Source organism: Xylanibacter ruminicola, from assembly GCF_900107775.1.
Lineage (GTDB): Bacteria > Bacteroidota > Bacteroidia > Bacteroidales > Bacteroidaceae > Prevotella > Prevotella ruminicola_C.
Window position 1 is genome coordinate 49,997 of the sequence record NZ_FNRF01000002.1, and the last position, 26,311, is coordinate 76,307.

At 47.3% G+C, this 26,311-nt stretch carries 19 protein-coding genes and 2 tRNA genes; 12 read left to right on the plus strand and 9 right to left on the minus strand.

What is annotated here, in order from left to right:
* Nucleotides 1-8 precede the first annotated feature (8 nt).
* Nucleotides 9-1,058, plus strand: a complete 1,050-nt coding sequence (locus BLU97_RS04315; protein ID WP_074760433.1) for a hypothetical protein — start codon at nucleotides 9-11, stop codon at nucleotides 1,056-1,058.
* A gap of 75 nt (nucleotides 1,059-1,133) precedes the next feature.
* On the opposite strand, the gene BLU97_RS04320 is transcribed toward BLU97_RS04315, so the two are convergent.
* The 5 genes from BLU97_RS04320 to BLU97_RS04335 all read right to left on the minus strand — a co-directional run bounded on the left by BLU97_RS04320 (nucleotide 1,134) and on the right by BLU97_RS04335 (nucleotide 6,199).
* On the minus strand, nucleotides 1,134-1,562 hold the full coding sequence (locus tag BLU97_RS04320) for a biotin/lipoyl-containing protein (RefSeq protein ID WP_028908504.1): 429 nt from the start codon (nucleotides 1,560-1,562) through the stop codon (nucleotides 1,134-1,136).
* 2 nt (nucleotides 1,563-1,564) lie between these two features.
* Nucleotides 1,565-1,717, minus strand: coding sequence for a hypothetical protein (locus tag BLU97_RS15925; RefSeq protein WP_175456302.1), 153 nt, complete (start codon nucleotides 1,715-1,717; stop codon nucleotides 1,565-1,567).
* 16 nt (nucleotides 1,718-1,733) lie between these two features.
* The gene (locus BLU97_RS04325) at nucleotides 1,734-3,299 is read right to left on the minus strand and encodes an acyl-CoA carboxylase subunit beta (protein ID WP_028908505.1); all 1,566 of its coding nucleotides are present in this window, start codon (nucleotides 3,297-3,299) and stop codon (nucleotides 1,734-1,736) included.
* A gap of 38 nt (nucleotides 3,300-3,337) precedes the next feature.
* Complete coding sequence (gene mce / locus BLU97_RS04330) at nucleotides 3,338-3,748, minus strand: methylmalonyl-CoA epimerase (protein ID WP_013064811.1); 411 nt, start codon at nucleotides 3,746-3,748, stop codon at nucleotides 3,338-3,340.
* Nucleotides 3,749-3,838: 90 nt separating this feature from the next.
* Nucleotides 3,839-6,199, minus strand: a complete 2,361-nt coding sequence (locus BLU97_RS04335; protein WP_074760434.1) for a TonB-dependent receptor — start codon at nucleotides 6,197-6,199, stop codon at nucleotides 3,839-3,841.
* A gap of 114 nt (nucleotides 6,200-6,313) precedes the next feature.
* On the opposite strand from BLU97_RS04335, the gene BLU97_RS04340 reads away from it, so the two are divergent.
* The 11 genes from BLU97_RS04340 (at nucleotide 6,314) to BLU97_RS04390 (ending at nucleotide 17,456) form a co-directional block, all read left to right on the plus strand.
* On the plus strand, nucleotides 6,314-8,683 hold the full coding sequence (locus BLU97_RS04340; RefSeq protein WP_074760435.1) for a C10 family peptidase: 2,370 nt from the start codon (nucleotides 6,314-6,316) through the stop codon (nucleotides 8,681-8,683).
* A 6-nt stretch (nucleotides 8,684-8,689) separates the two neighbouring features.
* A complete protein-coding gene (locus BLU97_RS04345) occupies nucleotides 8,690-9,139 on the plus strand; it encodes an NfeD family protein (RefSeq protein WP_074760436.1) in 450 nt (149 codons plus the stop codon).
* 26 nt (nucleotides 9,140-9,165) lie between these two features.
* Nucleotides 9,166-10,119, plus strand: a complete 954-nt coding sequence (locus BLU97_RS04350; protein WP_013064961.1) for an SPFH domain-containing protein — start codon at nucleotides 9,166-9,168, stop codon at nucleotides 10,117-10,119.
* Nucleotides 10,120-10,136: 17 nt separating this feature from the next.
* Nucleotides 10,137-11,024 carry a 4-hydroxy-tetrahydrodipicolinate synthase gene (dapA, locus tag BLU97_RS04355; protein ID WP_013064109.1) on the plus strand — a complete coding sequence of 296 codons (888 nt, stop codon included), beginning with the start codon at nucleotides 10,137-10,139 and terminating at the stop codon, nucleotides 11,022-11,024.
* A gap of 3 nt (nucleotides 11,025-11,027) precedes the next feature.
* Nucleotides 11,028-11,912, plus strand: coding sequence for an AraC family transcriptional regulator (locus BLU97_RS04360; protein ID WP_074760437.1), 885 nt, complete (start codon nucleotides 11,028-11,030; stop codon nucleotides 11,910-11,912).
* Between the two features lie 84 nt (nucleotides 11,913-11,996).
* Nucleotides 11,997-12,070 (plus strand) — tRNA-Arg (locus tag BLU97_RS04365).
* Between the two features lie 29 nt (nucleotides 12,071-12,099).
* Nucleotides 12,100-12,176: transfer RNA gene (locus tag BLU97_RS04370), tRNA-Arg, on the plus strand.
* A gap of 87 nt (nucleotides 12,177-12,263) precedes the next feature.
* Nucleotides 12,264-12,968: an RNA polymerase sigma factor RpoD/SigA gene (locus BLU97_RS04375; RefSeq protein WP_254771659.1), complete on the plus strand. Its 705-nt coding sequence runs from the start codon at nucleotides 12,264-12,266 to the stop codon at nucleotides 12,966-12,968.
* A 135-nt stretch (nucleotides 12,969-13,103) separates the two neighbouring features.
* Nucleotides 13,104-14,075: a hypothetical protein gene (locus tag BLU97_RS04380; protein ID WP_139208798.1), complete on the plus strand. Its 972-nt coding sequence runs from the start codon at nucleotides 13,104-13,106 to the stop codon at nucleotides 14,073-14,075.
* A complete protein-coding gene (locus BLU97_RS04385) occupies nucleotides 14,075-15,556 on the plus strand; it encodes a cache and HAMP domain-containing protein (RefSeq protein WP_074760439.1) in 1,482 nt (493 codons plus the stop codon). The genes BLU97_RS04380 and BLU97_RS04385 overlap by 1 nt, the downstream gene beginning before the upstream one ends.
* Complete coding sequence (locus BLU97_RS04390) at nucleotides 15,549-17,456, plus strand: ATP-binding protein (protein WP_074760440.1); 1,908 nt, start codon at nucleotides 15,549-15,551, stop codon at nucleotides 17,454-17,456. The genes BLU97_RS04385 and BLU97_RS04390 overlap by 8 nt, the downstream gene beginning before the upstream one ends.
* 42 nt (nucleotides 17,457-17,498) lie before the next feature.
* Here the strand turns inward: BLU97_RS04390 and htpG are convergent, their stop codons facing one another.
* The 4 genes from htpG to BLU97_RS04410 all read right to left on the minus strand — a co-directional run bounded on the left by htpG (nucleotide 17,499) and on the right by BLU97_RS04410 (nucleotide 26,283).
* A complete protein-coding gene (htpG, locus tag BLU97_RS04395) occupies nucleotides 17,499-19,553 on the minus strand; it encodes a molecular chaperone HtpG (protein WP_074760441.1) in 2,055 nt (684 codons plus the stop codon).
* Between the two features lie 735 nt (nucleotides 19,554-20,288).
* Complete coding sequence (rpsA, locus tag BLU97_RS04400) at nucleotides 20,289-22,067, minus strand: 30S ribosomal protein S1 (protein ID WP_074760442.1); 1,779 nt, start codon at nucleotides 22,065-22,067, stop codon at nucleotides 20,289-20,291.
* Between the two features lie 343 nt (nucleotides 22,068-22,410).
* A complete protein-coding gene (locus tag BLU97_RS04405) occupies nucleotides 22,411-23,748 on the minus strand; it encodes an NADP-specific glutamate dehydrogenase (RefSeq protein WP_013064508.1) in 1,338 nt (445 codons plus the stop codon).
* Between the two features lie 231 nt (nucleotides 23,749-23,979).
* Nucleotides 23,980-26,283 (minus strand): NADP-dependent malic enzyme, encoded by a 2,304-nt coding sequence (locus tag BLU97_RS04410; RefSeq protein WP_074760443.1) that lies wholly within the window; start codon nucleotides 26,281-26,283, stop codon nucleotides 23,980-23,982.
* Nucleotides 26,284-26,311: the final 28 nt, after the last annotated feature.

Sequence of the window (26,311 nt, forward strand, 5' to 3'; positions counted from 1 at the left end):
TGAATAAAATGGCAAAATTATACGTATTTAATCCAGAACACGACCTTGCTTTGGCTGCAAACCTCTCAAATTTTACAGCGCCGCATGCCGGACGACAGTTGCGACATGATTTGGGATACCTGCCCGCACTTTGGGCTGGCGACGACGACCTGATTCTGGTGGATGATGTGGAAACAGCCGTGAGGGCTTATGGCCGATTAAGGGCTAAAGTGGGTGGAACACCCAAGAAGTTTATTAATGCATCGCAGTTGGCTAACGAGGATATTACAGATGTGGAACCTTGGGGCTGGGATCTGGCCTTGCGCGCTTTCTTGAAGCGTAAGGGCGTAGATGCCGTGCCTAATGAGGAACAGATAGATGTGATTCGCGACTTGTCGCATCGCAAGCATGCGATAGATTTGCTGCGCCAGTTGCAGCAGCCAGGCTGCATAGGTACTTCGTGTTGTGCTGACACCATCTTTGAGATTCGTGATGAGTTGAAGTGTCATGGTAAGGTGGTGGTAAAAGCACCTTGGAGCAGTAGTGGGCGAGGGGTACGTTTCTTAACCGCGGCTTTCGACGACTATCAGGAGCGCTGGATTAAGAACATCGTCAAGAGTCAGGGATGTGTAGTTGTAGAGCCTTATTATAATAAGGTGAAAGATTTTGGTATGGAGTTTGTGAGCGATGGCAATGGTCAGGTTACGTATCTGGGTTTATCGCTATTTCATACCAAGAACGGCGCCTATACGGGCAATCTGATTGCTACCGAAGAAGATAAACAGGAATTGATAAGTAGCTATATACCAGCGGAATTGCTGACAGAAGTTAGAGAAAAAATTTGCCAGTATATGGGCCAGAAGTTAAAGGATAGGTATCGTGGACCGTTCGGCGTGGATATGATGCTGGTATCAACCGCTGATAAGGACGGGTTCCTGCTGCACCCATGTGTTGAGATAAATCTGCGTCGCACCATGGGGCACGTGGCGCTGGCCATTCAGCCTTTTGCCGATGGCTTTACACGTGTGATGCGAATAGAATATACCGACAAATACAAGATGCACGTGGTAAAGCGATAGCATCCGATAACAAAAAGTAATCCCTGCCAAACTACATTGGCAGGGATTTCTCTTTATTATTAATAAGGTGTAATCTTACTCGATAACGATCAAAGCATCGTCCTCCATTACACTCTCACCAACTTTTACGCAGATAGCAGTAACCTTACCATCCTTCTCGGCAGCCAGGTTGTTGGCCATCTTCATAGCCTCGAGAACTACTACTGTATCGCCAGCCTTTACCTCGTCGCCCTCGGCAACCAGAATGTCGGTAATAACACCTGGCAGAGGAGCCTTTACGGCATTGGCCTTGTTTACAGCGCCCTTATTGGCTGCAGGAGCATCGTCGGCAGCAGCTGTTGCGGCAGCCTTAACTACGGGCTTCTTCTTCTCAGGTTCAGCCTGCTTCTCCATTTCAACGGTATACTGTTCGCCGTTAACGGTCAGGGTAGCGATGTTATCAGTAATATCGCCTACCACAACCTCGTACTTGTTTCCATTAATGGTATACTTGTATTCTTTCATTTTTAGGGATGTTGAGTGAATGTTTGCGCGTAGCCGTTCCACTGGGTGGGGCGCGCGTTAATTGTTATAATGCCCGTTTCAACGTCGTGAACGTTGTTTCCCAGATGCTCGTGCAGGGCCAGGGCAATTGCAGCATATACTTCGTTATTATTCATAATTATCAATAATCAATTACATAGGGATGTTACCGTGCTTCTTAGCGGGCAGCGAGTCGCGCTTGGTAGCGAGCTGAGCCAGACCGCGGCAGATGCGGAAACGAGTGTTGCGTGGCTCGATAACATCATCGATGTAGCCATACTTGGCTGCCTGATAAGGATTAGCGAAGAGCTCGTTGTACTCGTCCTCCTTCTCAGCGATGAATGCCTTAACGTCCTCGCCAGCCTCTTTCTTTGCCTTAGCCTCCTTAGCGTACAGTACGGCAGCAGCACCCGATGCACCCATAACGGCGATCTCGGCTGATGGCCATGCGTAGTTAAGGTCGGTATGCAGCTGCTTAGAGCCCATAACGATGTGTGAACCACCGTACGACTTACGCAGAGTAACAGTAATCTTGGGCACGGTAGCCTCGCCGTAAGCGTAGAGCAGCTGAGCACCGTGCAGGATAACTGCGTTGTACTCCTGACCTGTACCAGGCAGGAATCCTGGAACGTCAACGAGTGATACGATAGGAATATTGAAGGCGTCGCAGAAACGAACGAAACGGGCACCCTTACGGCTGGCGTTAACGTCGAGCACACCAGCGTAGCAAGCAGGCTGGTTGGCAACGATACCTACGCTCTGACCGTTGAAGCGAGCAAAACCTACGATGATGTTCTTAGCGAACTTAGGCTGTACCTCGAAGAACTCGCCGTTATCGGTAATAGCAGCGATAACCTTGTACATATCGTATGCCTCGTTGGGGTTCTCAGGGATAATCTCGTTCAGAGTGTCCTCCATACGGTTGATAGGATCGGTGCAAGGCTTCGAAGGAGCTGTCTCCATGTTATTAGATGGGATGTAGCTCAGCAGAGTCTTGATCATCTGCAGACCCTCTTCCTCGGTCTTAGCTGTGAAGTGGGTTACACCCGACTTGGTAGCGTGAACCGATGCACCACCCAGGTGCTCCTGGTCGATATCCTCGCCGGTAACGGTCTTTACAACCTTTGGACCTGTGAGGAACATGTATGATGTACCCTCCATCATCAGGGTAAAGTCGGTAAGAGCGGGGCTGTAAACAGAACCACCGGCGCAAGGACCGAAGATACCTGAAATCTGAGGAATAACACCTGAAGCCAGGATGTTACGCTCGAAAATCTCGGCGAAACCAGCCAGAGAGTTGATACCCTCCTGAATACGTGCACCACCCGAATCGTTGATACCAATAACAGGAGCGCCCATCTTCATGGCCATATCCATAATCTTACAAATCTTCTGACTCATAGTCTCCGACAGAGAACCTGCATGTACTGTAAAGTCCTGTGCGAAGACGAATACCAGACGACCATCGATAGTACCTGAACCGGCTACTACACCATCACCAAGGAACTGCTTCTTCTCCATACCGAAGTTATGGCAGCGATGCTCCTTAAACATATCGTACTCTTCGAACGAACCCTCGTCGAGCAGCATGTCAATACGCTCACGAGCGGTATACTTACCACGGTCGTGCTGTTTCTGAATAGCTTTCTCACCACCACCGAGACGGGCCTGTTCGCGCTTCTCGATGAGTTGCTTGATTTTTTCTAATTGTTTGCTCATTTCTTTTTTTATATTTTGAGAATATACTTTCTTTATGATTACTCAGGGTGCTCGCAGAGCTCTGTCAGGATACCGCAGGTTGATTTGGGGTGCAGGAATGCGATGTTCAATCCCTCGGCGCCCTTACGTGGTTTCTCGTCGATCAGGCGAACACCCTTCTCCGAAACCTCGGCCAGACCTTTGGCTACACCGTCCTCAACACAGAAAGCTACATGATGTACACCCTTGTTGCCTTTGTCGAGCCACTTCTGGATGGTGCTCTCAGGTGATGTGGGCTCCAGCAGCTCGAGCTTTACCTCGCCACAACGCAGGAAGGCAGTCTTCACTTTCTGGTCCTCAACTACTTCTGTTGCATAACACTCCAGACCCAGCACGTCAGTAAAATACGGCAGGCTTTCTTCAATGCTCTGGACGGCAATACCCAGATGCTCAATGTGCGAAATCTTCATAACCTTAAAAATTAGAATTAATATTTTCGAATTGCAAAGGTACAGAAAATAATCTTAAAACAAGTATACACCCTAAATAATTAAACTTTATTAAAACTCTATACTTATTTTTCCGTTGATTTGTCTACCTGTAAGGTAGTTGGGTACAGCCCATTGGATGTTGGTTACATCGGTTACCCAATAGTAGCTGTTAACGTTAGAAATGCCGAACAGGTTCAGACAGTCGATACCCAACCAGATGCCCTTTATACCTTTGGTGTTTTTCAAAGCACAATAACTCATACCGATATCGGCACGTTTGTAGGCTGGGGCGCGGAATTGCTGCTGTTCCAGTCCTCTGTGTGGCGCACCAAAGGGCAGACCGTCGGCAAATGCCAGCCGCAGCGTCATCTTCCATCGCTCTGTTCCAGGGAAATAATCGGTAAAATGCAGGTTCAAAGCCCAGCGTTGGTCGGTGGGTAAGGGTATCCATTGGTTGTTGAATTTCTGTCGGGTACTCATCAGCGAGAGGGTGAGCCATGAGTCGGTTCCTGGCACAAATTCGCCGTACAGTTTCAGGTCGATACCTGTAGCGTAACCCTTGGTAAGATTCTCACCGTAATAGGTAATCTTCATGTTCTGTACATTATACGGAATCAGGTTGCTAAGCGCTTTGTAATAGGCCTCGGCTGTAAATTTGAACGGACGGTTCAGCATCCTGAAGCGGTAGTCGGCTGCAGCTATGAAATGGATAGACTGCTGACTCTTGATATGGCTATTCAGCGTGGCTGTTGTGATGCCGTTAACCGTAGTGGTGTCGCGCATCTCTTTGTAGAATGGCGCCTGATAATACAAACCTGTTGCGAATCTGAATGTGAGATCGCTATTGAATGCCGGTACGATGGCTAATGAGGCTCTGGGTGATACGGTTGTTTCCTTGTTATAACTCCAGTTGGCAATTCTTACGCCGTAATTCAGCGTAAAGTAATTGTCGCCTTTTACCCAGCGGTAAACATCTTGTATGTATGCCTCAATTCTGTTGCTTCTGATGTCGTTCCTGGCATTCAGCGTGTATATCAGGTTCAGCTTGTCGGCAGAGTGGGGAATGGAGTAGCCACTCGAGTCGCGCATCTCGTATTCGCGTGACTGTTCCTTGATGTGTTCTGTCTTATAGCTAATGCCTGCCTCAATGTCGTGATGGTGTGTTTGATGGCGGACTATCAGCTTGAAACTGAGTACATCTGCCTTCAGATAATTGCGGGCGTGCTCCAAATAGGTACCCACGCCTAAACTCTCCTGTGTCTGCGTGTCGTTTAGCCAATACTGGCCTGCGATGTCGTACGTTTCGCGTTCCTTGGTGTGGAATGCTGATGTAATAAACTTTATACTGGTTGAATCACTAATTCTACGTGTAATTCCAAGTGCGCCGAATAGGGTGCTGAAACGGTCCTTTTCCTGCCCGTCGAAATATACTTTAAACTGCTTGACATCGGCTATAGTACCGAAACTTGTTTCTCTGTCTTTGGGCGTAAAGTTGTAATGATTGTCGGCTATATTGCCTATGAAATCTATGTTCCACCTTTTGTTTGGGTTGTAGCTTATATATGTCTGATAATCAAGAAAATTTGGTTTGTATTCTCCTGTTGTCTCTAATGTGTTTAGCAGGTAGCGGTTGGTCTTGTATCTGATGCCGTGACTCATCGAGAAACGGCTGTTGCCGTAACCGATAAAACCACTCGCACCCAACAGCGAGGCTGTGGCGTTGGCCTCAAAGCCTTTTATGTGTCGGTATGTGATGTCTAGTACCGACGACATTTTGTCGCCATATTTTGCTTCGTATCCGCCTGTAGAAAAACCGATTTTCTCAACCATATTAGGGTTGATGACCGACAGACCTTCCTGCTGTCCGCTACTAATTAATAAAGGTCGGTATACCTCAATCTGGTTAATATAAACCGAGTTCTCGTCGAACGATCCGCCGCGTACATTATATTGCGATGACAGCTCGTTGTGGCTCGATACACCCGCCTGCTGCTGTATCATCTCCTCGACCGCATTTCCCGTGGTTGAAGGTGTTTGTTTCAGGTGTTTGGTGTCCAGTTGTTCTGTCTGTGATGTCTGTCGGCGACGTTGCGTTACTGTTACCTCGCTCAGCGTTGCTGCCGGATGCATCACAATCTGTACCGTCATTTTGCCTTTGGGGCGTTTAAACACGCGTTTTCTAACGCCATAGCCCACCATCGTGAACTTTACTACAACCGAGTCGGCTGTGCTCAGACCGATGCTGAACTCGCCTTTCAGATTAGTCATGGTTAGCTTTCCCTGGGCGGCGCACGATATGGTTACAAGTTCCAATGCATGCCCATCTTCGTCGATCACTTTCCCCTTCAGGGTGAAGTCATCGGCGGCTGCTGTCAGGGTACTCATCAATAGTACCAATATGATGATGAATTTGTTTAATTTGCGTATCATTATAACATAATAACGGAAAAATCGCGCTTTTATTTGCTAATAATTTGTTTTTTCTTTGCTATTTCGACAAAAATGTCTATTTTTGCACTATAAAACCATCAAATTGTTACAATTATGAAGAAATATCTACTCTCAACCTACCTGGTGCTATTCAGCTTCTTGCTGACGATGGCAGCACCTGTTGACGAACAGTCAGCACGTAAAATTGCTAGTGATTTCTTGCGTGGAAAAATGCCGCAGGTAACCCGTGCGGCCAGTGTTGAGTTAACCCGTGCCATAACAGGCGTAGCTGATGGAGACAGCGCTGGTATATATGTGTTTAATTGTGATGGCGGTTTTGTGGTTATTAGTGCAGATGACGAACTGCCGTCGGTACTGGCATATGGCTTGAAGAATAGCTATGATGTCCAGACGGCTCCTCCTGCCATGAAGGCCATGCTCGAGGCTTATAACTATGCGGTGAACAGTACCGTAAAAACACGTGCTGCTATCCCAACGCATGCAGATGTTTCTCCTCTGATTCAGACTCAATGGAATCAGCAGGCACCTTATAATAAGTATTGTACTACAGAGGCAGGTGAAACCTGTCCTACAGGCTGTGTTGCTACTGCATTAGCTCAGGTTATGTATTATCACAAATGGCCTAGTACATTTAATTGGGACGCGATGAAGGCGAGCTATTCGTCTGATGATACAGGTGACGCTGTTGAAGCAGTTGCCAAGTTGATGGCTGACGTAGGCGAGAAGGTATTCATGAAATACGGTATAGAAAGTTCAAGTGCCAATGATTACGATGCTTGTGAAGCGCTTCGTATCCAATATGGCTATGCTGAAACCTCGAATGTTGCTGAGCGTTCATGCTATACTGCCCAGGGCTGGGATGAAGTCGTTTATAATGAGTTGGCAGCTAATCGTCCAGTCTTATATTCTGCTCAGTCAGCCTCTTCTGGTCAGGGAATTGTAGGTCATGCCTTTATTTTAGATGGCTATCAGGCTAAAGATGGTGTGGGCTATTTCCATGTTAACTGGGGTTGGGGAGGCTCAAGCGATGATTACTTCCTGATTTCTGTCTTGAATCCTGAAAAGCAATATACGGGTGGTAATGCTGGCTCAAGTGGTTATTCTTTCAGCCAGTCAGCGCTTGTTGGTGTTGAGAAAGGTGAACAGTCTGCTGCAAAATCTATGCGTTTGTCTTTATATAAATGCGCTATTGAAAGCGATAGAGGAACCTATACGCGTAATTCTGCATCGGAAAATTTCCCTGAAATCCAGTTGACGCTTGGCGTTAGTAATATGACTAGACCTACTGGGGCCCGTTACTATGATTTGGCTTATGCTTTGTACAAGGATAATAAACTAGTGGAAATCATTGATTCTATTTCTCTGAAGGATGTTATAGGGGAACCGCTGGATTATTTGTATGGAGGAACTTTTAATACTGGAACTTTTGCTTTTGGTAAAAACCTTGCTAATGGTACTTATCAGATACGAATGTTGAGTAAAGAGTCGGGAAAGAGCTTGTGGCAATTGGCTATAGGGGCTACTTGTCGTTATATTGATTTGACAATCAACGGTAATCAAATGACAACTAAGTCATACGGAAAATTTGAAGTGTCTGCCGTTTCTAATTTTATTATCAATTCAGTAACTGTAAGCGAGAATTGTGAAGTAGGTAAGCCAATAACAATTACCGTAAACGTAACAGATAAGAACAAGACAAACAATGCCCCATTGTTCCTGTATGGTAATGCCAGCTTAGAGCAGGGAGCTGATAAGTTCCAACTCTTGACAGGAGGCGGTACCAACCTTGAACCTGGTGAGACGGGCGATGTTGTGCTCGAATATACACCTCAGCGCGCTGGTAAATTTGTGTTCTATTTAAGTGGTAATAGTAGTGAGCTCACAGATTCACTCTATCGTTTCGAGGCTAATGTTTCGGGATTGGCATTAGTGATGGATCTGGAAGTCGAAGGTGCAAAGAAATCCTCTTCTGTTTGGAATGAAGCATCTACAGGAACTGTTTTGAAGGGTGTTGCGCACATTACGAATTACGGTTCGGAAGATTATAATAACAATATTGGTATTATATTGTATGGCGGTAAGGCGCCGAATGAAATTGAGCATATATCTACTGTAGGAAAATCGGTTAATATTGCTATTGGCGCAACTGTGGATGTTCCATTCAGTTTCGAGAATCTTACGGTCGGTAATTATTACCTGCCGCTGTTCTATGGGCGTAATGGCGATGATATATTCCCGCTTAATTTCGAACTCTTTGAGGAGAATGGTGAACAGTATTTCTCATACAGCTATGATTCAGTCTATCTTTTGTTAGAGGATACAGCCATTCAGGGTATCGTGCAGGATGCACCTGACGCCGACGTTTATGACATGCGTGGCGTAAGACTGGGTAAGGCTTCTGAACTGAAGAGTCTGCCTAAGGGCGTATATATTATTAATAAGAAGAAAGTGGTAAACAAATAAACGATTATGATTGATTATATCATGCAACATCTCTGGCAGTTATGGGCTGCTGTAGCACTCATCTGTCTGATACTCGAACTGACGGCGGGCGATTTCTTCATCATCTGCTTCGCTATCGGAGCTGTACCTGCAGCTATCGTGGCAGCTATTGGTGCGGGCACTTATTATCAGATTGTGGTGTTTGCGGTTGTAACACTCGTTAGCTTGTTTTATGTGCGCCCCTTTGCTAAGCGCTATCTGCATAAAGGCGAAGACAAACGCATTAGTAATGCCGATGCGTTGCTGGGTCGACAGGGCAGGGTGGTAGAGCCTATCCAAGCTGATGGTTTCGGACGTGTGCAGATAGATGGCGACATCTGGAAAGCTGTAACCAAGAGCGAGACCGACATCCCAGAGGGTGCCAACGTTGTTGTGGTGGATCGTGCGTCAACCATCATTACGGTGGAGAGAATGTAAAAATTTAAAAATTAAAGAATTAAAAAATGGATATAATGTCTTACATCCTGATAGCCATTGTGGTATGCGTGGTTATCTTTGCCAAAATGGCACTTGTGATTATTCCTCAGTCAGAAACCAAGATCATCGAACGTCTGGGTCGTTACTATGCTACGCTCCAGCCAGGTATCAACATCATTATTCCGTTCATCGATCGTGCTAAGTCGATAGTTGTTCTTCATCACGGACGCTATATGTACTCTACCACCATCGATCTGCGTGAACAGGTATACGATTTTCCAAAGCAGAATGTGATTACAAAAGATAATGTACAGACAGAGATTAACGCGCTGCTGTATTTCCAGATTGTAGATCCTTTCAAGGCTACCTATGAGATTAATAACCTGCCCAATGCTATCGAGAAACTTACTCAGACCACTCTGCGTAACATCATCGGTGAGCTGGAGCTCGACGAGACGCTGACATCTCGCGATACCATCAATAAAAAACTCTCTGCCGTACTTGATGATGCTACCGATAAGTGGGGCGTTAAGGTTAATCGCGTAGAGCTGCAGGATATCACACCTCCAGATTCGGTACTTACAGCGATGGAGAAGCAGATGCAGGCCGAGCGTAATAAGCGTGCCCAGATTCTGACCTCTGAGGGACAGAAGGCTGCCGAGATTCTGGCTTCTGAAGGTGAGAAGACAGCTATCGTTAACAAGGCCGAAGCTGCTAAGCAGCAGGCTATCCTGCAGGCCGAGGGTGAGGCTCAGGCTCGTATCCGTAAAGCCGAGGCCGAAGCAAAGGCTATTGAGCTGATTACTCAGGCTGTAGGTAAGAGCACCAATCCTGCCAACTACCTGCTGGCTCAGAAGTATATTCAGATGATGCAGGAACTTGCAGAGGGCGACAAGACAAAGACCGTCTACCTGCCGTATGAGGCCACTAACCTCCTTGGTTCAATCGGCGGCATCAAAGATTTATTTAAAGCAGAATAATAGCAACACAATTATACATGGTACATAACATTTTTAAAGGTCTGGGCATTGCGCTCATTACCCCATTCAAGGAAGACGGTTCGGTTGACTACGATGCGCTGATACGTCTGGTTGACTATCAGCTTAACAACGGTGCTGACTTCTTTTGCATCCTCGCTACAACAGGTGAGACACCTACGCTGACACGTGAGGAGAAACAGAAGATTAAGGATTTAGTAGTAGACTACGTGCAGGCGCGCGTACCTATATTAATAGGATGCGGCGGCAACAACACCGCTGCTGTCGTAGAAGAGTTACAAACAGCCGACTTCAAGGGCATCGACGGCATTCTTAGCGTTTGTCCTTATTACAACAAGCCTTCGCAGGAGGGCTTGTACCAGCACTTTAAAGCCATCGCAGCTGCTACCCAGTTGCCCGTTGTGCTTTATAATGTGCCTGGTCGTACAGGTGTAAACCTTCAGGCTGCAACTACTGTTCGCCTGGCTCGCGACTGTCAGAATATCGTGGCTATCAAGGAGGCCAGTGGTAATCTGGAGCAGGTTGATGAGATTATCAAAAACAAACCTGCTGATTTTGATGTAATCTCTGGCGATGATTCGCTTACATTCCCTATGGTTAGCTGTGGCGCCGTAGGCGTTATCTCTGTTATTGGTAATGCGCTGCCAAAGGAGTTCTCGCGTATGATCCGTTTGCAGATGCGTGGCGAGTACGATCCTGCGCGCACTATCCATCATCGTTTTACCGATCTCTTCTCGCTGCTGTTTGTAGATGGCAACCCAGCTGGTGTAAAGGCCATGCTTTCGGAAATGGGCTTTATTCAGAATGTGCTCCGCTTGCCATTGGTGCCCATGCGTATCAATAACATGCAGCGTATGTCTGAGATTCTCAAAGAACTGAAGATTTAAGATATGATTGAAAGCAAGGTTATCCATGAGATTACCCAGTTGACGGGAAAGGATGTGCTCTATATTGCCGAACGACATAAAAAAGAGTTCACCTATCCCATCCATAACCATAAGGTTTTCGAACTTAACTTCGTAGAGCATGCCCCAGGCGTTCGTCGCATTGTGGGCGACTCTAACGAGGTGATTGGTGATTACGACCTTGTGCTGATTACCAGCCCCGATCTGGAGCATGTTTGGGAGCAAGGCAGTTGCACCAGCGATGATATCCACGAGGTAACCATACACTTTGAGTTCGACTTCTCTGAGAATAGTATCTTTTCGCGCAATCCCTTCATCTCTATTCAGCAGATGATGCAGGAGGCACGAAAGGGACTTAGCTTCCCGATGGACGCTATCATGCGGGTTTATCAGCAACTCAATACACTTTGCTCCGTAAAGGATGGTTTTTATGCTTTCCAGCAGTTCCTTACCATTCTGTACGAACTTTCAAAGTGCGATGGTGCCCATACGTTGGCCTCAAGTAGCTTTGCTAAGATCGAGGTAACAAGCGATAGCCGACGCGTAACGAAGGTAAAGAACTATATTGAGCAGAATTACACCAAAGAAATCCGATTGACAACACTTGCCGACCTGGCAGGTATGAGTCCTTCGGCTTTCAGTCGTTTCTTTAAGTTACATACCGGTCGTAATCTGAGTGAGTATATCATCGACCAACGATTGGGTTATGCCAGCAGAATGTTGGTGGATAGTACTAATTCGGTATCCGAAATCAGCTATGCTTGTGGGTTCAATAACCTGAGCAACTTTAATCGTATTTTCAAGAAACGTAAGGGCTGTAGTCCCTCTGAGTTCCGCGAAAACTACCATAAAACGCGAATTATCGTGTAAAACTGAACTTTTTTCGAAAAAAGTCCGCCAAAAGTTTGGTGGTTCCAAAAAAAGTCAGTACCTTTGCACCCGCAAATCGGAAATGGTTCCGTAGCTCAACTGAATAGAGCATCTGACTACGGATCAGAAGGTTGTGGGTTTGAATCCCGCCGGAATCACAAAAACGGTTGCAAAATAAAGGAACAATGGTTCCGTAGCTCAACTGAATAGAGCATCTGACTACGGATCAGAAGGTTGTGGGTTTGAATCCCGCCGGAATCACCAAGAGGAGAGAAAATCGAAAGGTTTTCTCTCCTTTTTTTTGTGTATATCGAAATACTTTCGTATCTTTGCAAACAAAAAGAGATTGATATGGAAGATTCAGCATTAAACAGATATTTGGACGAGATTGGGCGTGAGCAGTTGCTAACCAACGAAGAGGAGCGTGAGTTGGCCGAACGGATAGCTAAAGGCGATGAGCGTGCGCTGTCGAAGTTGATCGAGGCTAATCTTAAGTTTGTAGTATCTGTAGCTCGCCAATACAAAGGCAAAGGTGTTGATATGGAGGACCTGGTGAGCGAGGGTAATCTCGGATTGATGAAGGCAGCTACAAAATTTGATGCCAGCAAAGGTGTGCGCTTTGTTAACTTTGCTGTTGTTTACATCCGTCAGGCCATCGAGAAGGCTATCGACCAGCAGGGTGGCCTTTATCAGGTGCCAAAGGACGTTAAGCAAGAGGTTGCACGTCAGCAGTCACAAGCCGTATCTGTTGATGCGCCATTAGGTCATCGTACCAATATGAGTCTGTTGTCGGTATTGGTTAATAAGGATGCGCCCTTGGCTGATGAACGTGTACACTCTGAAGCTATCGAGGATGCTATAGAATTTGCTTTAGGTACGCTTGATGAGCGTGAGCGCCGTGTGATTAATGCCTTCTTCGGCATTAATCAGGAGCACGAAACGATGGCCGAGATAGCCGAGGATATGGATATCAAACGCGAGCGTGTACGCCAGATTCGTGAAAAAGCGGTTCGTAAGTTGCGTAAAGCTTATCGCAACAAGCTTAAATCGCTATAATTTTCTTTCGGTTAATTTGTGTTAATTTTTATCATGCCAATTTGAATTCTTCTGAATAATTTCTATCTTTGCAGAAATATTACGTTCTAACTATTTGATTATAAGACCGTGGAACAATATTCTGTGAAGAAAGATATGAATAAGAAATGGTATGTATTTATTGCTGCATCAGTAGTTATACTGGTGGTTGCAGGTGTATCGTATTGGGCATTCTGCAAAGCCATGCATGCAGAGACGACTGTGCGCTATACAGGTTTGCAGCGATTGGTGTCGGCCCAATTAAATAAAACCATCGTAGCTATGGAAATGAGTGCTACGAATGTGTTTAATGCTGTTGAGAAACATTTGGATACGCCCGAAGCTGTGGTACATGCCTTAGAGGAGGAAGCAAACCTTAATCCTGAAGTACGTGGCTATTTTGCTGCGTTCGAACCCTATTTTTTCCCAGAAAAAGGAAAATGGTATGAACCTTATGTTCACCAGAACGACAGTTCGCTTTTCGAAGTGAGTATGGTTGGTTCTGCTCGGCATGATTATACACAGTCGCAATGGTATAAGCATGCTAAGGATATAAAAATGAGTTTTTGGTCGGATCCGTATTATTACTACGATGGTACCAGTATTAGTGGTCATTATTGCACTTTTGTGAAGCCGATATATGCCGAAGATGGCAAACTGGCTTGTGTGTGTGGAGCTGATATCACGTTTGAGTGGCTTACTAAGGCGTTGCAGAAGATTGACGAAGCTTATCGTCATGAACTACTGGCAAACACGCCTCAATTAGCGCGCGACTTCAACTTCTTCTCTATGGTAGTGGATCACGATGGTTCGTGTATTGTTCACCCGGATGGTATTACCACGTCATTTACCGCCCCGGATGTGTTGAGAGATTTTGAACAGCAGCAGTCTGGTGTGGTTGAGATGGAGGTGGCTGGTGTGCCTTCGCTTGTTTATTATGGTCCGATTGACGGTATCGACTGGTCGGTAGCTGTGGTGGCTCAAAAGGCTGATGTGCAGAAGCCCTTCCATTATGCTGGATGGTTGCTGCTGGTGGTATCCGTGATAGCTATCGTGGCTGTTTGGTTTATATGTAAGCGTATTAGATAATGTATAAGAAATTTAAGCTTGATCGGCTGATTGTTGGCCAAACGTTTTTGTTGTTGGCCATCTCGTTGGGTATTTTGTTCTACTTCTCGCATAAGGTGCTGCTGAAGGAGGCTATGCGCGACGCTGAACTAACGCTTGAGGCTACTGCACAAACTATCGACAATATCCTGATGAGTGTGGAGCAGAGTACAGGTAATATCTATTACGACGTGCTGGAACATATGGATGATCCCGACCGCATGTATGTTTATTGCCGTGAACTTGTTGAGAGCAATCCAAATATTGTAGGATGCGCCATCGCGTTTAAGCCTGGCTATTATCCTGGTAAGGATTTGTTTATGGCCTATGTGCATCGTCGCGCCTTTACTAACGATATCAAGAGCGACCTTGTTACGACCAATTCGTTTACCGAGCGTCCTTATACCGAGCAGTTTTGGTTTACGGCGCCAATGAATGATGGCTGGTTTGGTTGGACAGATCCTTTGAAGGGGGATGACACCGAGAACGAGCCGCTGGTTAATTTCTGTCTGCCTCTCAACGATAAAAGTGGCGAACGTGTGGGTGTGATTGCTGTTGATGTTTCCATCAGTAAGTTATCGAAGATTTTATCGGCAGTCAAACCCTCAGAGCGAGGCTATAGTTTGCTGTTGGCCAAGAGCGGATCGCTGATAGTGCATCCTGATATGGATATGCTGAAATCCGAAAGCATATTGACCAAAATGGTGGAAGGTGCCGACCATACTTATCATGATGCCATCGAAGCCATGCTGTCGGGACAGAGCGGTATGAAGAAATTCAATATGAATGGCGAATCGTGGAGCGTGTTCTATAAGCCTTTTAAACGCGTAGAGTGGGAGGGACGTTCCGACTGGCAGTTGGATTGGAGCGTTGGCGTGGTTTATCCCGATTCTGATATACATCGTGCTCACAACCAGCAGCTATTCTTGGTGGTAGGTATCGCTGTGGTGGGCTTGCTGGTGTTCTTCTTATCTTGTAGTTGGTTTATCCGTCGCGAACTGAAACCATTGCGCTTGCTAACAAAAACGGCACAATCTATTTCCGATGGCAACTACGATGACCCGCTGCCTGCCGTCAGTCGTGAAGATGAGATAGGGCAGCTGCAGAACCGATTCCGCATGATGCAGAAAGAACTGGAAAAACAAACTGCCGAATTTGAAAGCCAGGAACAGCAGTTGCAGGCACAAAGTGAACAGTTGCGTGCATCTTATGATAGGATAGAAGAGAGCGACAAAATGAAAACATCGTTCTTGCACTATATCACCAACCAGATGGCTTTACCGGCAGAAACGATCGACCGTAGTGTCACAACGTTGTGTAACAACTATCAGGATTTGAGCAAGGATGAGATAGATAATCAGGTTGATAGTATTGAGCGTAAAAGCGAAGCGCTGGTAGAACTGCTGAATCATATGGCTCATTTTACTGATAATGAAACAGGAAAGGAGGATAGTCATGATTAAAATACGTCATAGCTTATCAAGAAAACTTAGTGTAGGCATTGTGCTGCTGGCCATTCCCATATTCTTGATTGCCGTGGGTGTACTTTTCCTGCAGTCGCGATATCTGATACAGCAAGAAACAATAGAAAGTTCGCAAAGTTTGTTGAACACCACCTTGCAGCGTGTTGATAACTTCATGCAAACCATTGAAACGGCAGCCAATGTGAATGCCTGGATGATGGAAGAGAATTTTACTCCCCGTACCATTGAGGCGGTATCCAACCGTATTGTGAGCTTGAATGGTAGCGTGGCTAGCTGTTCGGTATATGCTTTGCCGAATACCTTCCCGCAGTATGGCGAAAAATACTCGGTTTATACCAAGCGGACAGGCGACAGTTTGACTACTTTCTGCGAGCCTGATTACGACTATTTCGGCAAGGCCTGCTATACTAAACCGGTAGAATCAGGTAAGGCCTGCTGGGTTGACCCCTTTATTGAATATTCTGATGGAGCGGTCGATGTTAATCAGGCGATAGCTACTTACTGCAAGCCATTGCGACAGAAAAATGGTCGTATGATTGGTGTTGTTGCAGTCGATTTCTCGTTCAGTATGTTGGCCCAGCTTATTAATTCGGATGAGCTTGATTATAATCGGGCTTACTATATGCTGATAGGTGGTGATGGACGTTATCTGATTCATCCCGACACCACTCGTTTGTTCCGCAAGACGCTCTTTTCTGATGCCGATCCAAGTGCGAATTCTGATTTGATATCATTAGGTTACGAGATGATAGCAGGCAAGCGTGGTTCGTTACTTGTTCATACTAGTAATTACCCTTGTCGTGTGTTTTATGAACCGATTGGTGGCACAAACTGGAGTTTGGCTTTGGTTATTCCCGAGCGTCAGTTAATGTCAAGTTACCACAATCTGGGATATGTTATTGTGGCAATTCTTGTTTTTGGCCTGTTTGGCATTTTGTGGTTAACTAGCCGTATGGTGAAACAAACCGTCAGACCGCTGAGCCAGTTGCTGGATGTGACGAATAGAATGATCGGGGGCCAGTATGATGATCATCTTACTGTAAATTTAGGCACGAGCCGGATAGCGCGCCTGCAGACTAGTTATGCAAAGATGCAGATGGCTTTGCACGATAAATTCGAAGGTTTGCGCCATCATGTGGATAAGATGCGATTACGTAATGATGGCTTGGAGCAGAATGTGCATCAGGCTCAGGAAAACGTCATCAAAAAGAACTGCTTTATGCTGCAAGTAACTCAGCACATGCGTTCGCCTTTGAATGTGATCAAGGGGTTTGCCAATGTGCTGCGCGAGAGTGGCGACCATAAGGAGATGATAGGTCAAGAGGAATTCGAGAATATCTCGACGATGATGAAGAGCAACGCTTTCAATCTTAACAGTATGGTGCTGATGCTGTTTGACGCCTCAGAAAGCGATGCTAACGAGGCCTTGCTATGTGTGAAGAACGACGAAGAGGCTGTTAATGCGTTAGCTCACGAATGTGTTCTTTATACGCACACCCACTTCCCCGATGCCAATATCGAGTTCTCTTCAACCGTATCCGATACGCTCTGTATCGTTACTAATCATATTTACTTGATGCGTACGCTGCGTGAGTTGCTTTGTAATGCCGCAAAATATTCGGATGGGCAGCATATTAAGTTGTGTATTACCGAAACGGATACTACCGTTAGCTATACGGTTGAGGATGTCGGTCCTGGATTGCCCGACGACAAGAAAGAGCTTTTGTTCGAGCCATTTACCCGCGAGGGCGATCTGTCCGAAGGTCTCGGCTTAGGTCTCCCATTGGCCAAACGCCATGCTAAGAGCTTGGGTGGCGATCTGGTTTTCGATGCCGATTATCATCAAGGTTGTCGTGTAACGCTCGAGTTACCTAAATAAAAAAAGGCTCCCAATCGGGAGCCTTCTTTATGCTTATTTCATTTATTTAATCAGATCAACTGAACGCTTCAGGAATGCATCGAGTGCCTCACCTTTAAGCATGCCGTTCTGCAGCAGAGCCAGGTCGATCAACTGATGAACAACCGAATTGCCCTTGGCATATTCGGCAATTACAGCCTGCTTCTTGTCTTTCTGCTCCTGTACGGCTTTCTCAGCCTCGGCCTTCTGGTCTTTATCCTCCTGTGTAAGCTCGTCGTACTTCTTCTTATCCTGCTGGGCGCGGATAGCTGCCAGTCGGGCCTCCTGACCCTTCAGCTCGGCAACGATGGGCTTCAGGGCCTCCTCGGTAGCTGCGCTGCTCTCATCAAGCACCTTCTTTACCAGCGGATGATCTGAGTTCAGAACAAGATTGAACGAGTCGGGCATCTGACCATAGAAGCTCATACCTGGCTGGAATCGGCTCATCTCCTTCATACGGCGCATGTACTCATTCTGTGTAATAACTACAGGACGTGCCTCGGCGCCGAGAGCGTCAACCTGAACCATAAACTCGGTATGCTCAATCTTTGGCAGCTGTGTACGGAATACGGCTGACAAATTGTCACTCTGATCCTCGCTCAGGTTGTTCTTAGGTGCATCGCTCTTTACAATCAGACGGTCGATGATATCGCTGTCAACACGTGTGAAGCGACTCTTCTCAAACTTCTGCTCCAGTGTCTGGATGGTGGGCACGTCGAGCTGTCCGTCGAGCAGCAGCACGCTGTAACCCTTATCCTGGGCACCCTTGATGTAACTGTACTGTTCCTCCTTGTCGGTAGCGTACAGATATACCAGCTGGTCGTCCTTATCCTTCTGGTTGGCCTCAATCAGAGTCTTATACTCGTCGAAGGTGAAGTACTTACCCTCAGTATCCTTGAAGAGTGCAAACTCCTTGGCGCGATCGTAGAAACCGTCCTCGCTCAGGATACCGTAGTTGATAAACAGCTTCAGGTCGTCCCACTTCTCCTCGTACTCCTTGCGGTTCTCGCCAAAGATGGCCTTCAAGCGGTCGGCTACCTTCTTAGTGATATAGGTAGAGATCTTCTTAACCTCGCGGTCGCTCTGCAGGTACGAACGTGATACGTTCAGAGGAATGTCTGGTGAGTCGATCACACCATGAAGCAGGGTCAGGAACTCTGGTACGATACCCTCTACCTGGTCGGTCACGAATACCTGATTGCAGTACAGCTGAATCTTGTTCTTCTGCAGCTCGATATTGTTCTTGATTTTTGGGAAGTAGAGGATACCTGTGAGGTTGAATGGGTAATCCACGTTCAGGTGAATCCAGAACAGAGGCTCGTCGCTCATGGGGTAGAGTGTGCGATAGAAGCTCTTGTAGTCCTCGTCCTTCAAGGTGCTTGGAGTCTTGGTCCACAGGGGCTCTACGCTGTTGATGATGTTGTCCTCATCGGTATCAACCTGCTTGCCGTCCTTCCACTCGGTCTTCTTACCAAAGGCCACGGGTACAGCCATAAACTTGCAGTACTTGTTGAGCAGACCCTCGAGCTTGAACTTATCGAGGAACTCCTTGCAGTCATCATCTACGTACAGGATGATGTCCGAACCGTGATCAGCGCGCTCTGCATCGTCAATCTCGTAGGCAGGACTTCCGTCGCAGCTCCACTTCACAGCCTTCGAACCTTCTTTCCAACTCTTGGTGATAATTTCAACCTTCTTGGCAACCATGAAGCTTGAGTAGAAACCAAGTCCGAAGTGACCGATGATGTTGTTGGCATTGTCCTTATACTTCTCCAGAAAGTCGGTAACGCCCGAGAAAGCAATCTGGTTGATATACTTGTCGATTTCCTCCTCGGTCATGCCGATACCGTGGTCGCTGATGGTGATGGTACCCTTATCGGTATCCAGGTTCACACGTACGGTCAGGTCGCCAAGCTCCTGCTTGTATTCACCCTGAGCGGCAAGTGTCTTCAACTTCTGTGTAGCGTCGACGGCGTTCGACACCATCTCGCGGAGGAATATCTCGTGATCAGAATAGAGAAACTTTTTGATGACGGGGAAAATGTTCTCGGTTGTAACCCCGATGTTACCTTTTTGCATAATCTATATATACTAATTTATTATTGTTCTGCCATAGGTTATGCAAATTGCGTGCCAAAGTCACAACCACCCAATCCTCCTTGTCCTAAGGAGGGCTTTTTCATTTTCTTTCTGTCACCAGAAAGAAAACCGAAACAAAAGAAAGAGTGCGAAAACGTCCTGAGCTCGGAGGCCGGTACACAAATTCTTCAAATCACTCAAAGAACTCGCTCCGCTCAAACAGCTTTTCGTATTTCGTAGTTCAGATTGCGTTCCGCAATCCGAAACTCAATATCGATTCAAAGAATTTGCATCCCTCTAAAGACCTCCTCGTGCGGAATGTTTTCGAACGTAGTGAGTAAACATGAAGCGCGTAGTGCGAGCGGGGGCATTGCCCCCTTAAGAAATATATGGCGAATCCGAAGCGTAGCTGAGGACAAAGGCTGGAGAGCCATACCAAAACTTTGATGGAGAGGGTTTTCCCTCGTAATCAACTTAAGCCCCTTTTCCTGGGATAGGGAAAGGGGAGGGGGAAAGAGTCGAGACCCCATCTTATGAAGAGGGGGCTAGGGGGTGATGGAAAAATCCTTAAGATAAGGAGGACTAAGGAGGTTGGGACGAGTGCAGGGTTCACCCAGCACTGGGGTTTGGGGGTATCCCCCAGCAGTTGAACCCTGCAATCTTTGAATGAGGACTATAAAAAAATCCCCCCGATGTGAATCGGAGGGATTGGTTTTTATAGGGTAGGGGTGAGAATTACTTCTCAGCCTTCTCCATCTTAGCCTTCAACTCAGCCAGAGCGTCGATATCACCGAGAGTTGTGCTAGCGGCGATATTCTCGATCTTTGGAGTATCGTTCTTGCGACCGCCCTTCTTAGCAGCTGCCTTCTTCTCCTCGCGAGCGGGATCCTCGAATGTGCGGCTGTGTGAAAGGATGATGCGCTTGCTGTCCTTGTTGAACTCGATAACCTTGAACTGGAGAGTCTCACCAGCCTGAGCCTGTGAACCATCCTCCTTAACAAGGTGCTTAGGAGTAGCAAAGCCCTCTACGTTCTCCTCGAGAGCTACAACGGCGCCCTTCTCGAGCATCTCGCTGATCTTACCCTCGTGGATTGAACCTACAGCGTACTTACCCTCGAATACATCCCAAGGATTCTCCTCGAGCTGCTTGTGACCGAGAGAAAGACGACGGTTCTCCTTATCGATATCCAGAACAACAACCTCAATCTGCTCACCTACCTGTGTGAACTCTGAAGGATGCTTAACCTTCTTAGTCCAGCTCAGGTCGCTGATGTGAATCAGACCGTCAACACCCTCCTCGAGCTCAACAAATACACCGAAGTTGGTGAAGTTGCGAACCTTAGCGTTGTGCTTGCTGCCTACAGGATACTTAGTCTCGATAGCCTCCCATGGATCCTCGCGGAGCTGCTTGATACCCAGAGACATCTTGCGCTCGTCGCGGTCCAGAGTCAGGATAACAGCCTCTACATCGTCGCCAACCTTCAGGAACTCCTGAGCTGAACGGAGGTGCTGGCTCCATGACATCTCTGAAACGTGGATCAGACCCTCAACACCAGGCTGGATCTCAACGAATGCACCGTAGTCGGCAATAACAACTACCTTACCCTTAACGTGGTCGCCCACCTTGAGGTCAGCATCCAGAGCATCCCAAGGATGTGGAGTGAGCTGCTTCAGACCGAGAGCGATACGACGCTTCTCATCGTCGAAGTCGAGAATAACAACGTTGATCTTCTGATCGAGCTCAACAACCTTGTGAGGATCGTCTACGCGGCCCCAAGAAAGGTCTGTGATGTGGATCAGTCCGTCAACACCACCGAGGTCAACGAATACACCGTAAGAAGTGATGTTCTTAACGGTACCCTCGAGGATCTGACCCTTTTCGAGCTTACCGATGATCTCCTTCTTCTGTGCCTCGAGCTCAGCCTCGATGAGAGCCTTGTGAGATACAACTACATTGCGGAACTCCTGGTTGATCTTAACAACCTTGAACTCCATTGTCTTGCCTACGAACTGGTCGTAGTCGCGTATTGGGTGAACGTCAATCTGTGATCCGGGGAGGAAGGCCTCGATACCGAATACGTCAACGATCATACCGCCCTTAGTGCGGCACTTGATGTAACCCTGGATGATAGCGTCTGCCTCGAGAGCCTCGTTAACCTTCTCCCAAGACTGGCTCAGACGTGCCTTCTTGTGAGAGAGGATCAGCTGACCTTTCTTGTCCTCTGCACTCTCAACGTAAACCTCTACCTTGTCGCCGATCTTCAGATCAGGGTTGTAGCGGAATTCAGAAGCGGGGATGATACCGTCGCTCTTGTAGCCGATGTTGACAACTACTTCCTTCTTGTCAATAGAGATTACTGTGCCCTCTACTACCTGATGGTCGGCAACCTTGTTCAGGGTTTCGTCGTAAGCCTTGTCGAGCTCTTCCTTGCTAACATTAGCAACTGTTCCATTCTCGAACTCGTCCCAATTAAAATCGTCGAGTGGCTTAACGTTCTTTGTTAATTCTGACATAATTAAATAAATTTGTGCTCCTCGTTTGTGTGTCGGAGCGGGATCTGTACAGACGTTTAACAGACCATATTTTAAAGGGTTAATATTGATAGGAGCGGGCGCCTGTTCCTACACCTATTGCCCCTATGGGGCGAAAATCGGGTGCAAAGGTACTGATTTTTAGCGAGATAGCTTGTGTTGGATGGTTGATAATTTAAAGATTTATGAATTATTAACAAAAAGAAGAGCCAACTCTCACGAGCTGGCCCCTCCCATTCCAGTTTTAACCTTTTATACTTTACTTTTACTAACTATTTACAAGTTAATGGCGATTTATATTGAAATTTAAACAGTTTCGTCGAGCTTACACGATGCCCTGAGCCATCATGGCGCTTGCAACCTTCATGAATCCGGCTACGTTAGCACCCTTTACATAGTTGATGTAACCATCAGCCTGTGTACCGTACTTCACGCAGTTCTCGTGGATATCGTTCATGATGCGCTTCAGATAGTCGTCAACCTCCTTAGCAGTCCAGCTCAGACGCTCAGAGTTCTGACTCATCTCAAGGCCTGATACTGATACACCACCAGCGTTCGAAGCCTTACCAGGAGCATACAACAGCTTGTTATCCTGGAAGATCTTGATAGCCTCGGGGAGTGAAGGCATGTTAGCACCCTCAGCAACAGCGATTACACCATTGTCTACGAGAGCCTGAGCCTGCTCGCCGTTGATCTCGTTCTGTGTAGCGCAAGGCAGAGCGATATCAGCCTTCTCGTGCCAGGGGCGCTCACCAGCGTGATATACAGCGTTAGGATACTCCTCTGCATATTCCTTAATACGTCCGCGCTCAACGTTCTTCAGCTCCTTAACATAAGCCAGCTTGTCGAAGTCGATTCCGTCTGGATCGTAGATGTAACCGTCTGAGTCAGAGAGGGTCATGGGGATAGCGCCAAGCTGCAGGCACTTCTCAGCAGCATACTGAGCAACGTTACCCGAACCAGAAATCAGCACCTTCTTACCCTTCAGCTCGATACCGCGAGTAGCCAGCATTGAGGTCAGGAAGTAAACTGTACCGTAACCAGTAGCCTCAGGACGGATGAGTGAACCACCGAATGAGAGACCCTTACCGGTCAATACACCCTGGAACTGGTGTGTGAGCTTCTTGTACTGTCCGAACAGATAACCAACCTCACGACCACCTACGCCGATATCACCAGCAGGTACGTCCTCATCAGGACCGATAACGCGGTAAAGCTCGTTCATGAATGCCTGGCAGAAACGCATAACCTCAGCGTCGCTCTTGCCACGTGGTGAGAAGTCTGAACCTCCCTTAGCACCACCCATAGGCAGGGTTGTGAGTGAGTTCTTGAAAGTCTGCTCGAAAGCAAGGAACTTCAGAATACCCAGGTTTACACTCTTGTGATAACGCAGACCACCTTTGTAAGGGCCAATAGCGTTGTTATGCTGGATGCGGTAACCCATGTTGGTCTGAACCTTACCCTGGTCGTCAACCCATGTGATACGGAACTCACATACGCGATCGGGGATACACAGACGCTCGATGAGGTTAGCCTTCTCGAACTCGGGGTGCTTGTTGTACTCTTCCTCGATAGTGGGGAGTACCTGACTTACTGCCTGAATGTACTCAGGCTCATTGGGAAATCTCTGTTTCAGATCTTCTACAACTTTTGCTGCATTCATAATCTTAATACCTTTTTTTAGTTGTTGTTTGTTTGTGATTTAATTTTTTAATTCTGGTTGCAAAATTACAGCTTTTTTCTGAAATAACAAACTTTTTATCACTTTTTTCTCGAAAATGCTTTCATTTTGAAAGATTATTGATTTAAGTCAATTCAAAATGGCAAAAAATAGCCCCTTTTTTGTGTTCGAGCACAAAAAAGGGGCCTATATAATATAATAATGTGTAAGCGATTATTTGCCTATTACTGACAATTTGCTCTTAATTTTGTCCACATACGCATCAATTGTCGCTACAGCCACGATATTTACGACATCTCGTACACTGGCACCAAAGTCGATAAAGTGGATAGGTTTGTTCAGTCCCATCTGGATCGGGCCGATGATTTCGGCGTCGCTGCCAAGCATCTGCAGCATCTTGTACGATGAGCGTGCCGATGTCAGGTTGGGGAATACCAATGTGTTCACCTTCTGTCCCTTCAGCTTGGTGAATGGATACTCCTGGTCGCGCAGCTCGTTGTCGAGTGCAAAGCTCAGCAGCATCTCACCGTCGATAGGCAGATCGGGATACAGCTCGTGCATCTTGGCCACGGTGTCCTTCACCTTCAGGGCGCCATCGCTGGTGCTGCTGCCGAAGTTAGAGTGCGATACCATGGCGATCACAGGCTTCTCGTTAAAGAAGCGTACGGCAGTCGAAATCAGCTTCGAGATATCCAGTAATGCCTCGCGGTCGGGGTTCTCGTTCACCATCGTGTCGGCAATGTAGTAAGTGCCCTTTGGCGAGTTGATAATGTGCATGGTTCCGAAGTGCTTGTACTCAGGACGGATGCCAATTACCTCTTTTACAACCTTAACGGTATTCGAGTACTTGGTGTACAGTCCGGTGATAAAGGCGTCGGCTTCGCCAGTCTCAACCATCATCATACCGAAGTAGTTGCGCTCAAACATCTTGTCGTTAGCCTCCTGGAAGGTGTAACCCTCGCGCTGACGCTTCTCGGCCAGTATGCGGGCATAACGCTCGCGGCGCTCCTGCTCGTTGGGGTGGCGCAGGTTCACAATCTCAATACCGTCCAGGTTCAGATCCATCTGTGCAGCCATCTTGGTAATCACCTCGTCGTTACCCAGCAGGATAGGGTAGCAGATGCCTTCGGCCTTAGCCTGTACAGCAGCCTTCAGCATGGTGGGGTGAACAGCCTCGGCAAATACCACGCGCTGTGGGTGAGCAGCTGCAGTAGCGTAAAGCTTCTGGGTGAGCTTGGTCTCCTGTCCCAGCAGTACCGAGAGCGAACGCTTGTACTCGTCCCAGTCCTTAATCTCCTTGCGGGCCACGCCACTCTCGATGGCAGCCTTGGCAACAGCCGACGATACCTCGGTAATCAGTCGTGGGTCAACAGGCTTTGGGATAAAGTAGTTACGACCGAAAGTCAGGTTGTTAACCTTATATACATCGTTCACCACATCAGGTACAGGCTGCTTGGCCAGGTCGGCGATGGCGTGTACGGCAGCCAGCTTCATCTCCTCGTTGATAGCCTTGGCATGCACGTCAAGTGCACCACGGAAGATGTAGGGGAATCCGATCACGTTGTTAATCTGGTTAGGATAGTCGGTACGACCGGTCGACATCAGTACGTCGGGACGTGCCTCCATGGCATCCTCGTAGCTGATCTCGGGCACAGGGTTAGCCAGCGCAAAAATCACGGGATCCTTAGCCATCGACTTCACCATATCCTTCGAGAGCACATTACCCTTCGACAGACCTACGAATACGTCGGCATCCTTCACGGCCTCGCCCAGGGTGTGAATGTCGGTACGGTCGGTAGCAAAGAATTTCTTCTGCTCGTTCAGGTCGGTGCGCTCCTTCGAGATCACGCCCTTCGAGTCCAGCATCACGATGTTCTCCTTTTTGGCACCGATAGCCATATACAGCTTGGTACAGCTGATGGCAGCAGCGCCGGCACCGTTAACCACAATCTTAACCTTGGTAATGTCCTTGCCTATTACCTCCATGGCGTTCTTCAGTCCGGCTGCGCTGATAATGGCAGTACCGTGCTGGTCGTCGTGCATCACGGGTATGTCGAGTGTCTTCTTCAGTCGGTCCTCGATATAGAAGCACTCAGGGGCTTTGATATCCTCCAGGTTAATACCGCCAAAGGTGGGGGCGATACGCTCTACAGCCTCGCAGAACTTCTCGGGGTCCTTCTCGGCCACCTCGATATCGAACACGTCGATACCGCCATATATCTTAAACAGCAGTCCCTTACCCTCCATCACGGGCTTGCCGCTCAGGGCACCGATGTCGCCCAGGCCCAGCACAGCTGTACCGTTCGAGATAACTGCTACCAGATTACCCTTGTCGGTGTATTTATATGCATCGTCGGGGCGCTCCTGAATTTCCAGACAAGGATATGCTACTCCTGGAGAGTAGGCTAAGCTTAAGTCTGTTTGTGTACGATAAGCCTTTGTAGGCTTTACTTCGATTTTGCCTGGTCGTCCGCTCTCGTGGTATTCGAGTGCGGCTTCTTTAGATATCTTTACCATAAAGTGTATTATTAATAATGTTATTATT

What these genes read in the sequence shown, in the direction of transcription:
- BLU97_RS04315 (WP_074760433.1), top strand. Translation starts at nt 9, where the DNA reads ATGGCAAAATTATACGTATTTAATCCAGAACACGACCTTGCTTTGGCT.
- BLU97_RS04320 (WP_028908504.1), bottom strand. Translation starts at nt 1,562, where the DNA reads ATGAAAGAATACAAGTATACCATTAATGGAAACAAGTACGAGGTTGTG.
- BLU97_RS15925 (WP_175456302.1), bottom strand. Translation starts at nt 1,717, where the DNA reads ATGAATAATAACGAAGTATATGCTGCAATTGCCCTGGCCCTGCACGAG.
- BLU97_RS04325 (WP_028908505.1), bottom strand. Translation starts at nt 3,299, where the DNA reads ATGAGCAAACAATTAGAAAAAATCAAGCAACTCATCGAGAAGCGCGAA.
- mce (WP_013064811.1), bottom strand. Translation starts at nt 3,748, where the DNA reads ATGAAGATTTCGCACATTGAGCATCTGGGTATTGCCGTCCAGAGCATT.
- BLU97_RS04335 (WP_074760434.1), bottom strand. Translation starts at nt 6,199, where the DNA reads ATGATACGCAAATTAAACAAATTCATCATCATATTGGTACTATTGATG.
- BLU97_RS04340 (WP_074760435.1), top strand. Translation starts at nt 6,314, where the DNA reads ATGAAGAAATATCTACTCTCAACCTACCTGGTGCTATTCAGCTTCTTG.
- BLU97_RS04345 (WP_074760436.1), top strand. Translation starts at nt 8,690, where the DNA reads ATGATTGATTATATCATGCAACATCTCTGGCAGTTATGGGCTGCTGTA.
- BLU97_RS04350 (WP_013064961.1), top strand. Translation starts at nt 9,166, where the DNA reads ATGGATATAATGTCTTACATCCTGATAGCCATTGTGGTATGCGTGGTT.
- dapA (WP_013064109.1), top strand. Translation starts at nt 10,137, where the DNA reads ATGGTACATAACATTTTTAAAGGTCTGGGCATTGCGCTCATTACCCCA.
- BLU97_RS04360 (WP_074760437.1), top strand. Translation starts at nt 11,028, where the DNA reads ATGATTGAAAGCAAGGTTATCCATGAGATTACCCAGTTGACGGGAAAG.
- BLU97_RS04375 (WP_254771659.1), top strand. Translation starts at nt 12,264, where the DNA reads ATGGAAGATTCAGCATTAAACAGATATTTGGACGAGATTGGGCGTGAG.
- BLU97_RS04380 (WP_139208798.1), top strand. Translation starts at nt 13,104, where the DNA reads ATGAATAAGAAATGGTATGTATTTATTGCTGCATCAGTAGTTATACTG.
- BLU97_RS04385 (WP_074760439.1), top strand. Translation starts at nt 14,075, where the DNA reads ATGTATAAGAAATTTAAGCTTGATCGGCTGATTGTTGGCCAAACGTTT.
- BLU97_RS04390 (WP_074760440.1), top strand. Translation starts at nt 15,549, where the DNA reads ATGATTAAAATACGTCATAGCTTATCAAGAAAACTTAGTGTAGGCATT.
- htpG (WP_074760441.1), bottom strand. Translation starts at nt 19,553, where the DNA reads ATGCAAAAAGGTAACATCGGGGTTACAACCGAGAACATTTTCCCCGTC.
- rpsA (WP_074760442.1), bottom strand. Translation starts at nt 22,067, where the DNA reads ATGTCAGAATTAACAAAGAACGTTAAGCCACTCGACGATTTTAATTGG.
- BLU97_RS04405 (WP_013064508.1), bottom strand. Translation starts at nt 23,748, where the DNA reads ATGAATGCAGCAAAAGTTGTAGAAGATCTGAAACAGAGATTTCCCAAT.
- BLU97_RS04410 (WP_074760443.1), bottom strand. Translation starts at nt 26,283, where the DNA reads ATGGTAAAGATATCTAAAGAAGCCGCACTCGAATACCACGAGAGCGGA.